The 12,689-nt window shown below is 52.3% G+C and carries 15 protein-coding genes; 5 read left to right on the top strand and 10 right to left on the bottom strand.

Annotation, left to right across the window (positions count from 1 at the left end; all coding sequences use genetic code 11):
• Window positions 1–2 precede the first annotated feature (2 nt).
• The 7 genes from tolA to V5T57_RS09430 all read right to left on the bottom strand — a co-directional run bounded on the left by tolA (window position 3) and on the right by V5T57_RS09430 (window position 5,009).
• Window positions 3–1,025 carry a cell envelope integrity protein TolA gene (tolA, locus tag V5T57_RS09400; RefSeq protein ID WP_332890944.1) on the bottom strand — a complete coding sequence of 341 codons (1,023 nt, stop codon included), beginning with the start codon at window positions 1,023–1,025 and terminating at the stop codon, window positions 3–5.
• Window positions 1,026–1,047: 22 nt separating this feature from the next.
• Window positions 1,048–1,476, bottom strand: coding sequence for a protein TolR (gene tolR, locus V5T57_RS09405; protein ID WP_332890945.1), 429 nt, complete (start codon window positions 1,474–1,476; stop codon window positions 1,048–1,050).
• A 1-nt stretch (window position 1,477) separates the two neighbouring features.
• Complete coding sequence (tolQ, locus tag V5T57_RS09410) at window positions 1,478–2,167, bottom strand: protein TolQ (protein WP_332890946.1); 690 nt, start codon at window positions 2,165–2,167, stop codon at window positions 1,478–1,480.
• An 8-nt stretch (window positions 2,168–2,175) separates the two neighbouring features.
• Window positions 2,176–2,571 carry a tol-pal system-associated acyl-CoA thioesterase gene (gene ybgC, locus V5T57_RS09415; RefSeq protein WP_332890947.1) on the bottom strand — a complete coding sequence of 132 codons (396 nt, stop codon included), beginning with the start codon at window positions 2,569–2,571 and terminating at the stop codon, window positions 2,176–2,178.
• The gene (ruvB, locus tag V5T57_RS09420) at window positions 2,568–3,599 is read right to left on the bottom strand and encodes a Holliday junction branch migration DNA helicase RuvB (protein ID WP_332890948.1); all 1,032 of its coding nucleotides are present in this window, start codon (window positions 3,597–3,599) and stop codon (window positions 2,568–2,570) included. The genes ybgC and ruvB overlap by 4 nt, the downstream gene beginning before the upstream one ends.
• Before the next feature lie 227 nt (window positions 3,600–3,826).
• Window positions 3,827–4,417, bottom strand: coding sequence for a hypothetical protein (locus V5T57_RS09425; RefSeq protein ID WP_332890949.1), 591 nt, complete (start codon window positions 4,415–4,417; stop codon window positions 3,827–3,829).
• Window positions 4,407–5,009 (bottom strand): hypothetical protein, encoded by a 603-nt coding sequence (locus V5T57_RS09430; RefSeq protein ID WP_332890950.1) that lies wholly within the window; start codon window positions 5,007–5,009, stop codon window positions 4,407–4,409. The genes V5T57_RS09425 and V5T57_RS09430 overlap by 11 nt, the downstream gene beginning before the upstream one ends.
• 469 nt (window positions 5,010–5,478) lie before the next feature.
• Between V5T57_RS09430 and V5T57_RS09435 the strand changes: the two genes are divergently transcribed.
• On the top strand, window positions 5,479–5,964 hold the full coding sequence (locus V5T57_RS09435; RefSeq protein WP_332890951.1) for a hypothetical protein: 486 nt from the start codon (window positions 5,479–5,481) through the stop codon (window positions 5,962–5,964).
• 26 nt (window positions 5,965–5,990) lie between these two features.
• Here the strand turns inward: V5T57_RS09435 and ruvA are convergent, their stop codons facing one another.
• Genes ruvA through V5T57_RS09450 form a run of 3 tightly spaced genes read right to left on the bottom strand, consistent with a single transcriptional unit; the run spans window position 5,991 to window position 7,899 of the window.
• The gene (gene ruvA / locus V5T57_RS09440) at window positions 5,991–6,608 is read right to left on the bottom strand and encodes a Holliday junction branch migration protein RuvA (protein ID WP_332890952.1); all 618 of its coding nucleotides are present in this window, start codon (window positions 6,606–6,608) and stop codon (window positions 5,991–5,993) included.
• Window positions 6,605–7,132, bottom strand: coding sequence for a crossover junction endodeoxyribonuclease RuvC (gene ruvC / locus V5T57_RS09445; protein ID WP_442918192.1), 528 nt, complete (start codon window positions 7,130–7,132; stop codon window positions 6,605–6,607). The genes ruvA and ruvC overlap by 4 nt, the downstream gene beginning before the upstream one ends.
• A gap of 17 nt (window positions 7,133–7,149) precedes the next feature.
• Window positions 7,150–7,899, bottom strand: coding sequence for a YebC/PmpR family DNA-binding transcriptional regulator (locus V5T57_RS09450; protein WP_332890954.1), 750 nt, complete (start codon window positions 7,897–7,899; stop codon window positions 7,150–7,152).
• 276 nt (window positions 7,900–8,175) lie between these two features.
• Between V5T57_RS09450 and V5T57_RS09455 the strand changes: the two genes are divergently transcribed.
• The 4 genes from V5T57_RS09455 to mltA all read left to right on the top strand — a co-directional run bounded on the left by V5T57_RS09455 (window position 8,176) and on the right by mltA (window position 12,681).
• Entirely contained in the window at window positions 8,176–9,459 is a 1,284-nt protein-coding gene (locus V5T57_RS09455) for a (Fe-S)-binding protein (RefSeq protein ID WP_332890955.1), read from the top strand.
• 289 nt (window positions 9,460–9,748) lie between these two features.
• A complete protein-coding gene (locus V5T57_RS09460; RefSeq protein WP_332890956.1) occupies window positions 9,749–10,777 on the top strand; it encodes a Tim44 domain-containing protein in 1,029 nt (342 codons plus the stop codon).
• Window positions 10,778–10,854: 77 nt separating this feature from the next.
• Window positions 10,855–11,187 (top strand): hypothetical protein, encoded by a 333-nt coding sequence (locus V5T57_RS09465; RefSeq protein WP_332890957.1) that lies wholly within the window; start codon window positions 10,855–10,857, stop codon window positions 11,185–11,187.
• Window positions 11,188–11,442: 255 nt separating this feature from the next.
• Window positions 11,443–12,681, top strand: coding sequence for a murein transglycosylase A (gene mltA, locus V5T57_RS09470; RefSeq protein WP_332890958.1), 1,239 nt, complete (start codon window positions 11,443–11,445; stop codon window positions 12,679–12,681).
• Window positions 12,682–12,689: the final 8 nt, after the last annotated feature.

Below are 12,689 nucleotides of genomic sequence, written 5' to 3' on the forward strand. Positions count from 1 at the left end.
GTTTACCGTGAAGGGGTGAAGCTAATGGAGATCACACCTCGGCACGGCTTACAGTGACCCGGTGGCTTCGGTAAACTACGGGTTGCTGCAATGGCACGTTGAACCGAATCATCATACGGAGAAAACCCAGAAGATTGAGTAATACCAATCAAACTTAAACGGCCATCCGGGGTGATCTTGACCGATGCCTTGGTCTTCATGTTGGAGATGTCCACACCAAAAGGTGGACGCCACGCTTTATACGCCGCATTGCGCAGGGCACCTTGCCAACGTCGAACCTCAACTTTTTGCTGTTTATCCAGAGCAGCCGCTCTACGCTGTTGCAATCGTATGGCTTCAGCACGGTCTCGTTCCGCTTTTAGGCGGGCTTGCTCTTTAGCCAGGGCGTCCCGCAGTTTTTTAGCGGCCAACTCTTTTTTACGTTTCTCTTCGGCCTTTTTACGCGCCAGCTCTTTTTTGCGTTTTTCTTCCGCCTTTTGACGTGCGAGCTCTTTTTTACGGGCCTCTTCCTTCCGCTTTTTCTTAAGCGCCAGCTCTTTTTTACGGGCCTCTTCCTCCCGCTTTTTCTTGAGCTGTTCCTGCTTCTTTCGTTTTTCTGCCGCTATTTTTTTAGGGTCAGGTTTGCGCCGCATGGGTGCCACAGACACCTTTTTTGTTGGTGGTGCCTCCTCAATCGCTTTGACCTGGGGCTCCGGTTCGGGCTCAGGTGGCGGTGCAGGCTCCGGTGGCGTGGGCTCAGGTTCTGGCTGGGGGGGCTCCGCAATGGTCTCAGACTCTGGCTCAGGTTCCGGTTTGGGCGGCTCCACAACGGGCTCAGGTTTGGGCGGCTCAGGCTTTTTAACCGGAGGGGGCTCAGGAGCTGTGGGCGGTTGTGGTTGCTGAACCGGTAGATCCACCAGATTGACCATCATAGGTTGAGGCTCAGCCCCAACCTTGGGGTTGAGAATCGGCAATAGCAGGACAACCAGCACCACACCAACGTGCAGGCCAACTGACCAACCAAAGAATTGCCGCTCCACATACATGATCGTCAAAGACCCCTTATACTCAGCTATTGCTGGGTTTTGTTATCAAGCCAACTTGTTCTATGCCAGCTGATTTTAATGAGCCCATGACCCCCATGACGCTGCCATACTGGGCGGCGCTGTCTCCCCGTACAAAGATACGGATCTCTGGGGTGGATTGACGGATATAGCGCACTTTGTCTACCAGTTGAGGTAGGGTCATGCGTTCTCCTTCAATGGAAGGGGTGCCGTCGGCGGTTACGCTAATGGTCAATGGTTCGGCCTGGGCTGTCATGGCGTCGGCCTGAGCATTGGGTAGATCTACCTCAATGCCATGGGTCAATAAGGGGGCGGTTACCATAAAAATAATAAGTAAAACCAGCATGATATCAACAAGTGGCGTCACGTTGATTTCACTCATGGCTTGGTAGCGTTGTACGCCATTACCGCTCATGCCTGTGCTCATACCCATATCATTGCCCCCGGCGGCGGGCAGCGGCCCGGCGCTCCAAAATGTTAAGGAACTCCGCACCAAAATTGTCCATTTTGGCGTGTAGACGGCGTAGTTCAGAGGAGTATTTGTTGTAGGCGATCACCGAAGGAATGGCTGCAACCAGGCCCATGGCTGTGGCAATGAGTGCTTCAGCAATACCGGGTGCCACCATGGTTAAGGTACTGGCTTTGGCACCGGTTAGGCCCAAGAAGGCGTTCATAATGCCCCATACGGTCCCAAACAGGCCAATAAAGGGGCTTGTAGAGCCCACGGTTGCCAGGAAGGTTAACCCCTTTTCCAGGGTTTCAATCTCACGGTTTAGGGCCACGGTCATGGCACGGCGTACATTGGTGACCAAATCCCCCTCGTTGTCGGCCGTGGGTTCATTGCTTTCCCAGCGCTTCCACTCGCGGAACCCCGCGGAGAACATCACCACCATGGGGCTATCAGGCCACTCTTTGGTGGCACTCTGAAAGAGGCTGGCAACACTGCCGCCACTCCAAAAGCGCTCTTCAAAAGCCTCGGCATCCTGGCTGATACGACGGTAACGACGCCACTTATCAAAAATGATGGCCCATGAGACCACCGATGCAACCAGCAGGGAGAACATCACCAGCTGTACCACCGGTCCGGCCTGGGCAATGAGATCAAATATGCTGTGGTTATTCATGACAGCCTCTATTGTGGCAATCGTTGCAAAAGATCAACGGGCAGGCGTACCGGGCGCAAATTTTCATCCAGGCAAGCCACGCGGGCGGTTGCTTGAATGAGCAGGGTATCCTGTCGTTTGATCTCCTGGGTAAAAGCAAGACTGGCGGGTCTGCGTCGGAGATCCGACACAGAAACCGTCAAAAGATCGTCAAGGAGTGCCGGTTTCTGAAAGGCGATCTCCATGTGTGTGACTGCAAAGCGTAACCCGGTTGCGTGTGCCAAACTTTCTTGTTCCACGCCCAGGTTTCGTAACCAGTCTGTCCGGCAGCGTTCCATGAAGTTCAGGTAGCGACTGTGGTAAACCACACCGCCGGCATCGGTATCTTCGTAATAGACCCGAATCGCTTGTTCAAACAAACTCATAGCAGCATTCCTTGCTGCAGGTTACGGGGTGACGGACGACCCATGGCCTCGTAACTGGATGGTGTCGCCTTACGTCCTCTTGGTGTCCGGTCCAGCAGCCCTTGTAGGATCAGGTAGGGCTCAATGACATCTTCAATGGTTGAGCGCTCTTCACCAATGGCGGCGGCTAGGGTATCCAAACCAACAGGTCCCCCCCCAAACTTGTCCAACAGGGCACTAAGCAAGCGGTGGTCCATGTTGTCCAGACCGCTGCGATCCACCTCCAAAGCCAAAAGGGCCCGGTCAGCAAGGTCCTTATCAATATGGCCAGGACCGGCGACCTGAGCAAAATCTCTGACCCGGCGTAGCAGGCGGTTGGCAATACGTGGGGTACCCCGTGAACGACGGGCAATTTCAAATGCCCCTTCGGGGGAGATCTCAATCTCCATAATGGCTGCCGAGCGGGTCACAATCTGTTGAAGTTCATCGGGCTCATAGAACTGCATACGGGCCAAAATACCAAACCGATCCCGTAAGGGGCTGGTGAGCATACCGGCACGGGTGGTGGCCCCAACCAGGGTAAAACGGGGAAGGTCAATCTTGACGGATCGGGCTGAAGGCCCTTCACCAATCATGATATCCAGCTGAAAATCCTCCATGGCAGGGTAGAGAATCTCTTCAACGGCTGGGCTTAGACGGTGGATCTCATCGACAAACAGTACATCACCAGGGTTTAGGTTGGTCAGCAGTGCGGCTAGATCCCCGGCTTTATCAATGACCGGGCCGGATGTTGAACGTAGGCCGACACCCATCTCTGACGCGATAATCTGCGCCATGGTGGTTTTGCCCAGCCCTGGCGGGCCATGCAGTAGGATATGGTCAATGGCTTCAGCACGTTGTTTGGCGGCATGCAGAAAGACGGTGAGGTTGGCCTTTAAGGCTTTTTGCCCCACAAAGTCATTGAGGTATTTAGGGCGTAGGCCGTTCTCTTGGAACGGTTCACCGTGCTCGGGATCCCCCGAGATGATGCGGGATGGCATCTCTTCCATGAAACACGCCCTCCGTGGCGTGGTGGAGCAGGGCAGGGTATGCCCCGAAATTTCTTTCAATCCTATACTCTACTGGGGATCCCCAAGCAGGGGAAGGGATGTTGAAATATGACCGTACAGTTTGAGGGATCAGCGATGAGATATTGGCCGGGGTGGTGGGGCATAACCCATAAAAGAGCCTGCCCTAATACGGGCAGGCGTCTTGTCTTAGCGCATGCTTTGGGGCTTTACGAACAGAACTTCTTTTTCATCGGGTAGATGTATTGATGCACGCTGTGGATCAGCTTTTGAACCACATTTAATACCTGCCCAGCATGAATGGGCGCATGGTCACCCGCAATATTGATGGGCCATTGGTAGGTGATGTTGTTGTTTTTATCCAAATAGAGCGATGGGGGGTTCCAGTAGTTGCGCTTATAGTGGTTCATGGCCTCCAGCAGCAGAGCTTTTTTCTTTTTGGACTTGCCTAAATGGCATTTAATGCTGCCACGCACCTTAATGACCTTTTCCAACAAGGTCTCTTTCCCCGTTTTTTTATTGCGTTTAACGGCACTGATGCTGGAATCAATAAAGAGGAAAATGGGGGTACCTTTATATTTTCCTTTAAAAATAAGAACCAGATCCTCTTTGTCTTCCCCCATCCAGCGGCGTGTTAATTTCCACCCTTTTTTCTCTTCTAGGTAGTTGTGGATCTGTATTTCTAGGCTCTTACCATCGTTCTCCAAAAAGAGTAAGGGTAGATCTTCAGCATGCCCAGGCACGGCGGTAAGCAGCAGGAAAAGAGCAGGAATAAAGTAGGTAAGGCACTTAAATTTCAAATTCTTTTCCTTTATTAAGCGTAGGGCGGATTAGTTTAGGCTTATTTGAACGGGACTTTTTGAGCTGTTTGGATGGTTTGGATTTATACCGTTCACGTATCTGCTTGCGCCACTGTGCGGCAATATCCGCCCGGTTAGTCTCTAATTGTTTCTTAGCTGGTTTTACGGTACGGCGGGTGGTTGTTTTTGAGCGCGGGGTGATCTTTCGTTCCAGTTTGGGGATGAAAGAGCTTTCAGGGTTGACCACCCTCAGCCGTTTTAAATCTTTTTTAGCCTGGGATCGGTTGTTGGTGCGTAAGGCTGTTTCAATACGGCGCGCATAGCGTTTTTCCACCTTCCACAGACCTTTGGCGGCATCACTGTTACCTGGGTCTTGGTGTAACACCGCTTGGTAACAATCCATCGCATTTTTCGGCGTTTCTCCCTGTGGGGTTTCAGGCAGTGAGAGACGGTTGCTGGCTAAATAGACGTTGCAGGTGTTGAGTAGATTTTTGCTATTGGTCACAGGTGGGGTTGTGGCACATGCGCTCATAAAGAGCACAGGTATGAGCAAAACAGCCCATGTAAACCAAGGTTGCTTATGAGATTTCATAAGGTGGTTCCTAATATAAAAAAAGTGTGTCGCTCGTTGGTTAAGTGCCGCATGTAATGCTTCATGATGAAAAAACGATATCTTTAAAAAATAACATGTGAAGCCTCTGGTTTCTATCCCATGTTTGGTTTTTAGGGTGGAAAGCTAAACAGGGCTGATTGTGATGGTCATCGGTTTTTTAGGTTCAAAAACCCTGCCTTAATTTGCGCACGAAGCTGTGGGGGGGGGGAGGGTGAAGACATCGGCAGCATGACCCGTGAAGAGGGGCTCTTGTCTTAAGATTGGCCTGAGGCATGAAGGTTTGAATGACACCATATCAAGAGATGGTGTGTCTCAGTCCGAGTAGGGTGTACATGGGTTAAAATAAGAATGATACTTGTTACGAAAACTGGTGTATGAATGGAATGAGTCGTATGGGTTCTGGTACGTATCGTCTAGTGGATACCTGTTGGTCGAGGGGGTTGGGAACGTGGAGATCGATTTTTCTGTGGTAGCGCGGGGGTTACACTTGGTAGGCGTGGTGTTATGGATTGGTGGGGTGGCGATGGTAACCACGGTTTTACTACCCGCTGTGCGACGTATGAAACGCGTTGAGGAGCGGGTTCAGTTTTTTGAGCAGGTTGAACAGCGTTTTGCCAAACAGGCACGTATCACCACCTTGCTGACCGGGCTAACAGGTTTTTATATGCTTTACACAATGGATGGATGGTCGCTGTTTAGCACGCCTGGCTACTGGTGGTTGCATGCCATGGTGGCCGTTTGGGCCCTGTTTACCGTCATCCTCTTTGTGTTGGAACCCCTTATCCTGCACCGCCTTTTTAAAGAAAAAGCCATAACCCACCCAGAAGGAACCTTCCGCTTTATGCAGAAGATGCATTGGGTCTTACTAACCGTCAGTTTGGTTACGGTTATGGGGGCGGTGTTAGGGGCGCATGGGCTGTTGCTGGTGTTCTAACGTGGGGCTTTGAGACACCCTGAGGGTTAGGATGTGGGGGCAAGAATTTTTAATGCCCCTTTTAAAGCCTCCGACAGGTCGGTGATCTCTTGGGCGGCAAAGACCTTGGCCAAGGCGGCATCCACCTGGGGGCGTTTATAACCCAGATTAAGCAGGGCCGAGGCAACCTCTTCTCGCATACCTGCGGGGGAGGGGGCGGCCACAGGGGCGGCCACACCACCGATGGCTGCTGAAGTTGGCAGCCCACCCATTTTATCTTTTAACTCCATAGCCATGCGTTGTGCTGTCTTTTTTCCTACACCTGGAATACGGCAAAGCATGGTGACATCTTCACCTGACAGTGCTGCGGTTAAAGCGTCGGGGGCATAGGTAGAGAGTGCAGCCAGGGCGATCTTGGTGCCGATACCATTCACATTGGTCAGTAGGTTGAACAGGCTACGTTGGGCCTCGGTATGAAAACCGTAGAGCAAAAAGGCATCTTCACGAACATGGGTGACGGTGAAGATGGTGAACGCTTCCCCCACACTGGGGAGTTCGTTATAGGTGGCCAGGGAGATAAAGACCCGGTAACCCACCCCCCCAACATCTAGCACAACGTGATCTGGGTGTTTGGTGGCAACCGTTCCTTTGAGATGGGCTATCATCGCCGCACACTCCCTTGTTTGATGCCAAGAATGGCCGATGGTACGGTCTGTTGGTGCCACTGACGCTGATTAAGATGACACATGGCAATGGCCAATCCGTCTGCGGCATCCTGGGCCGGTTTTTTTTCCAGATTAAGCAGCATGCGCATCATCTCCTGCATCTGGTTTTTATCGGCCCGGCCATAGCCAACCACGGCTTTTTTGACCTGTACAGCGGTATATTCCGCCACTGGTAGACCCATTTGGGCACCAGCCACAATGGCGGCGCCACGGGCATGGCCCAGTTTTAAGGCGCTCTGTACATTTTGCGAGACAAACACCTCTTCTACCGCCATCTCATGGGGGTGTAGGCGTTCGATAATGGTCAGCAGTTGGGCATGGATCTGTTGTAGACGCTGGGGGAGGGGGTCTTTGCCATTTAAGCGGATGGTACCGTACTCCACCACCTGCTGACGCTGACCAAGGCCATCAATAACGCCCCACCCTGTGACATTGCTACCGGGATCAATGCCGATCACACGGATGGGGCTACCATTGGCCATTAATCCAAACGCTCCATGATCTCATCGGAGATTTCAAAATTGGCGTAAATATTCTGAACGTCGTCGTTCTCTTCAAGCTTTTCATAGAGCTTAAGCATGGTAGAAGCCTGCTTCTCATCCAAAGCTTGGGTGTTCTGGGGGCGCATGGTGACTTCAGCTTCCATGGGTTTATCAAAACCTGCCTCGGCCAGAGCTTCCAGTACATCTGAGAAATCGTTCGGGTCGGTTAAGACCTCAAAACCATCCTCTTCCTGGATCACATCTTCAGCACCGGCTTCCAGGGCGGCTTCCATAATGGCATCTTCATCCAGCCCTTCAGCTTCAAACATAATTTGGCCTTTTTTATCAAACATAAAGGCCACACAACCGGTGGTACCCATGTTGCCGCCATACTTGGTGAAGATATGGCGTACATCGGCAACGGTACGGTTGTTGTTGTCGGTCAAACAATCCACAATAATGGCCACACCACCGGGGCCATATCCTTCAAAGCGGACCTCTTCGTACTCCACCCCTTCCAGTTCACCGGTGCCACGTTTAATGGCTTTTTCCATGGTGTCTTTAGGCAGGTTTTGGGCCCGCGCAGCTGTAATAGCACCACGCAGACGGGGGTTGGAGTCGGGGTCGCCTCCACCCATACGGGCAGCCACAGTGATCTCTTTGATCAAGCGGGTAAAGATTTTGCCCCGTTTGGCATCTTGGGCCCCTTTACGGTGTTTAATATTGGCCCATTTACTATGACCTGCCATGGTCTTCTCCTGCGTATTTATGAAGGCAAAGCGCGGGTTATAAATCCGCGTATTCCATGTAAAGTGAATCGCCCATTATAGCCAACAGAAGTTTTTTCGCAAACCTCAAGGGCATAAGGGTGGGCGTGGAGCTGATTCCACAGCGTGAGAAACGTGGTTTAAGCTCACACAAAGGTAAAAGATAGCGGCTCTATGTAAAGGGGATATGGTGTGTGCCCCTTGCAATTTTCCGTGGTCGATCCCATATCTAACTGTGACGGAGCTGGAGAGCCACCAATGACTGGAAAATGTGTGAGTAAACCCAAGTATAGCCAATTAAAAAATGCAGAAAAGTGTACCCACTGTGGCTACTGTCTGCCGGTATGCCCGACCTATCAGGTAGAAAACGAGGAGATGCAATCACCTCGGGGGCGGGTATCGATTGTGCTGGCTTTGATCCGTGGTGCCATTCAACCCAGTGACGCGGTGGATGCGCTCTCTCACTGTATTGGCTGTCGGGCGTGCCATCAGGCTTGCCCCGTTGGGGTGCGTCCGGGCAAGCTGTCGTTGGCCGCACGGGCTTTGGATCCCATTCCATCAACCCCCATGGGTCAATGGCTGCATGGTATAACCGATAGCCACGCCAAAACGGCCTTGGCTACCCGGTTGCTCGACTGGTATGTACGCGGTGGTGTGCAACGGATCGTACGGCCACTGTTGCGGCTTGTTCCTCCTCTGTCCCGTAAGGAGCGGCTCATCCCCGCGCATCGTCCCCCGGTACCTGTATGGTTGCCTGAACCGGCAGAAGATGCACCGGTTGTGGCTCTGTTGGGGGGGTGTATGGCCCGTTTGTTTTTACCCCATGTAGGGATGAGTGCTCGGGCCTTGTTACAGAGTTTGGGTTTTCGCGTTGTAACCCCTCAAGGGTTTGGTTGCTGTGGAGCACCACACCGGGAGCGGGGGGATAAAGAGGCGTTTATGCGCCAAGCCAAAGCCACATTGGATGCCTTTGGTGATCTGGGTGCGGTTGAGGCGGTGATCTGTGATAGCTCGGTTTGTACGGTTACCGCGCGCAGTTTCGGCAAAGCGGTGGGTAAGCGAGAGAAAGCCTATACCGAGCTGGCCAAGCAGTTCTCCGATAAGGTTCTGGACTTAACTGAATTTTTGGACCGCTATCAAAGTCAGTGGCAGCAGGCGGCGGAAGATCCTGGTATGGGACGTTTGGCTTTTCAAGACCATTGTCAGATGCGGCATGGCTTGGGAACTTATGCTGAGCCCCGATCTTTGTTGAATGCACTGCCTGTCGCTGTGGAGGAGATCGCCGGAGATGGGGCTTGCTGTGGGGCTGGTGGAGAGTATATGGTGCGTTATCCACAGCGCAGCCGTTTAATCCGCAAAGAGAAGCTGGATGCCATTGAGGCGACCGGGGCACAGACGGTTGTTGCCACAAACCCTGGGTGTATCCTTAATACCCAAGCAGGGTTGGAGGAGGCTGGTCACCCAACCAAGGTTCGACATTTGGCGGAAGTGTTGTGGAGAGCACGGGAAAAACAACAGCCACGTGTGCGCCAAAAAGGTTAGCCCATATTGGCTTTTGGTACCGTCTTAAGGGAAGAGTCTGTACCCAATTGGACTGGTGCTGTGAGGTGGTTTATTTATGGATAAAATATGCCGTTCGGTCCTGCTTTAAGAGGGTGATCGGCCAAACCAAGGGGGCGTAAGGTGCCGCACAGCATCGACGCGTTCTTGCCTTATCCATGTGGATACTTTAGAACAGCCTAGGTGGTGTTTGAAGATCAAGCCCATCTGTAGGACGTGTTAAACCTTTATTTTTGAATTTTTACACACATCCAATCTGGAGAAAAATACCATGCGTCAACGCACATGGTTTGCCCTGTTTGCCATTGTTTTAACCTTCATGTTCTCTGCACTGGTGGTTATGCCTAAAGATGCCGATGCACGTATGGGGCGTAAATCCTCTTTCGGCTTTAAAGGTAGCCGGAGTATGAACACCGCCCCAAAGAGCAGCCCCAGCCGTTTTTCAAGCGGTCAAAGCCAGCGCTCTTCACAACAGCAGCAGGCTACCGGTAAGGGGCAGCAGCAGAAAAAAAGTGGTATGGGTGGCATGTTGGGTGGTCTGTTCGGCGGCTTGTTGTTGGGTGGACTGTTAGGTTCCCTGTTCAGTGCCGGTGGTGGCCTGGGTGGGTTGCTTATGATGCTGCTCTTGGGCGCCGGGGTGTTCTTTTTGGTTAAAAAGTTTATGGCTGGTCGCCGTCCGGCAGATGATACAGCCTATGCCAGCCCCATGCCCCATGGCCAGCAGCGTCAAAGTCAGCATGATTTAGATGAAGAGACCGACAGCGCACCGATGCAGCGTCAAGCTGAAGCGCCAGTATCAACCTCTCAACCTGTCGAGACGGAGGCGAATGCCGCCCCAGCAGGCGATAGTGAGATGGAACAGGTCATGGCCCGGCTGATGGAACAAGACCCTAACTTTGATGAGTTCACCTTCATCGATGGTGCGAAGCGGTGTTTTGAAATGCTGCAATCGGCCTGGAGTAACTACGATCCAAACCAACTGCAAGGTCTATTGACGGAGCAGATGATGAAGGATGTGGATGCACATGCCCAGCAACTGATCGCCAGTGGGCAAAAGGATGTGGTGAAAGATATTCACTTTAATGAAGCAGCCATTGTTGAAGCTTGGAATGAGCAAGGTATGGATTACCTGACGGTACGCTTTAATGTCTCCCTAATTGAGTACATTGAAGATGCCAGTGGGACGATTGTGGAGGGTGATCCTAAAATGCCTCAGTTGATTAGTGAATACTGGGCCTTTGCCCGCCCTGAGGGCGCTCAGAGCCCCAACTGGCAGCTTACCGCTATTCAGCAGCCTTAGTAAGCATGATCAAAGCTTTGCGTGGCTGGGGTGGATGTTTCCCCCAGCCACGTAATCTTACACACTAAAAGGGTGCCATGATGGTTGTACGTCTGTTGTTCATGGTGACTCTGCTCTTTGTTGGATGGGCCGAGCTTTCCCACCCCCTCGCCGATACCCTCCCTCAGGTTCAAGAACAAACCCCCAACGGCAAGTCCACGCCGACGCTTCAAGATGAGGCAGATCATCCCTTAGGCTGGCTCATGGGTTGGATCTTTCCCTTGCTGATTGTTTTTGCTATATGGCGGTTAATGCCGCGCAATAATCTGACACTACCCCCTGCTGAGCGTAAACCGGTAGCCGAGGCAACATCCTGTAAGGTGACCTGTGGGGATCAGGTTTCACATCCGCCAAAATCACCATCTGAGTGATCGCTCTCTCTCGTTCTACCGTCGGTGCAGCAGGGTTGCAGGGGCGTAAAACGTGTGAGGATCGTGCATTTACAAGCCATTTTTTGGCGTGGGTGTGGTCTAGGTAATGTTCCCTATAGAGATCTCTGGGGTGCGATGTGTCAGCCTGCCTAAAAAATCATCCCTATTGTCATGCAACAGGAACAACGGTTGCATAGATAGAGCATGAGATTTTTGCCTGTCACCCATAAAAATGCGACCTTTGGGAGCGCACCGATGTTATGTAAACGCCCGTGGGCACTACTGATTGCTCTCCTGATCACGCTGTCTGGATGTAGTTTTTTAGGAGAGCCCGACATCCCAGAACAGGCCCCGGAGATGCACCCTTCGGAAGCGTTGGTCGAGGTAGATTGGCAAGATTTGCCGATCCCCAAACCCAAACGTGCGGCCCTGCGGGCTTGGGCGGAAGCCTTAGAGCAGAGCTACTTCTATTACAAGCGGCAACCTGCTCAGAAAAAAGTACGTTTTGGGCGTTACTACACCACCATGGGCAAAATGGCTGAGTTTACCCGCCAAATGGCCCAAGGTGCTTCAACGGCCAAACCTTACCTCTTTGCCCGTTGGATGTATAAGAACGCCACCCCCTTCCAGGCTGTGGGTCATGATGAGCAGGGTAGTGTGCTTTTTACCGCGTACTACGAGCCGCTTCTTTATGGATCAAGAGTTCAGACAGAACGGTTTAAATATCCAATCTATAAACGCCCTGATGAGTTGGTGACCTTGCGTCTGCGCGATTTCCGTAAGGATCTACCCAACACCATGTTGCGCGGTCAACGTAAGGGCAACCGGTTGATGCCTTACCATGACCGAGCTGATATTGAGCAAAAAAAGGCACTTAAAGATCGCGATCTGGAACTGGTTTGGGTCGATGATCCTGTGGCTCTGTTTTTCTTGCAGGTTCAGGGGTCCGGTAAGGTTCAGCTAACTGACGGCACCATGATGGGGGTTGGTTATGCCGATGCCAACGGTCACCCCTACCGTTCCATTGGTAAATTGCTTATTGAAGAGGGGCATGTCTCTAAAGAGGCGATGAGTCTGCCGGTTCTACGCAAGTGGTTGGAGGCGCACCCAGAGCAACAGCAGCGTGTGCTAAACCACAACCCTTCCTATGTCTTCTTTAAAGAGATTACAGGGGGGCCTTACGGTAATATTGGGGTACCCCTAAAGCCGGGGCGGGCCATTGCCACAGACTACCGGCTGTTCCCCCGTGGGGCGCCAGCCATGATCCGTACAGAGCTGCCAAAATTCAGCGGTGAAGGACCCCCAGTGGGTTGGAAAAAAGAGGTGCGTTTGGTGGCCAACCAGGATACCGGAGGGGCCATTCGTGGGGCCGGGCGGGTAGATCTGTTTACCGGTTTTGGTCCCGTTGCTGAGCGAACCGCAGGTGAGATGAAGCAAGATGGTGGCGCGCTCTACTTCTTTGCCCCTCAAGATCTAAAGCCTTGGCCTGAATAATCAGAGCC

The organism is Magnetococcus sp. PR-3, assembly GCF_036689865.1.
Lineage (GTDB): Bacteria > Pseudomonadota > Magnetococcia > Magnetococcales > Magnetococcaceae > Magnetococcus.

Coding starts and splice junctions, on each gene's coding strand:
- tolA (WP_332890944.1), bottom strand. CDS start 1,025: ATGTATGTGGAGCGGCAATTCTTTGGTTGGTCAGTTGGCCTGCACGTT.
- tolR (WP_332890945.1), bottom strand. CDS start 1,476: ATGGGTATGAGCACAGGCATGAGCGGTAATGGCGTACAACGCTACCAA.
- tolQ (WP_332890946.1), bottom strand. CDS start 2,167: ATGAATAACCACAGCATATTTGATCTCATTGCCCAGGCCGGACCGGTG.
- ybgC (WP_332890947.1), bottom strand. CDS start 2,571: ATGAGTTTGTTTGAACAAGCGATTCGGGTCTATTACGAAGATACCGAT.
- ruvB (WP_332890948.1), bottom strand. CDS start 3,599: ATGGAAGAGATGCCATCCCGCATCATCTCGGGGGATCCCGAGCACGGT.
- V5T57_RS09430 (WP_332890950.1), bottom strand. CDS start 5,009: ATGAAATCTCATAAGCAACCTTGGTTTACATGGGCTGTTTTGCTCATA.
- ruvA (WP_332890952.1), bottom strand. CDS start 6,608: ATGATAGCCCATCTCAAAGGAACGGTTGCCACCAAACACCCAGATCAC.
- V5T57_RS09450 (WP_332890954.1), bottom strand. CDS start 7,899: ATGGCAGGTCATAGTAAATGGGCCAATATTAAACACCGTAAAGGGGCC.
- V5T57_RS09455 (WP_332890955.1), top strand. CDS start 8,176: ATGACTGGAAAATGTGTGAGTAAACCCAAGTATAGCCAATTAAAAAAT.
- V5T57_RS09460 (WP_332890956.1), top strand. CDS start 9,749: ATGCGTCAACGCACATGGTTTGCCCTGTTTGCCATTGTTTTAACCTTC.
- V5T57_RS09465 (WP_332890957.1), top strand. CDS start 10,855: ATGATGGTTGTACGTCTGTTGTTCATGGTGACTCTGCTCTTTGTTGGA.
- mltA (WP_332890958.1), top strand. CDS start 11,443: ATGTTATGTAAACGCCCGTGGGCACTACTGATTGCTCTCCTGATCACG.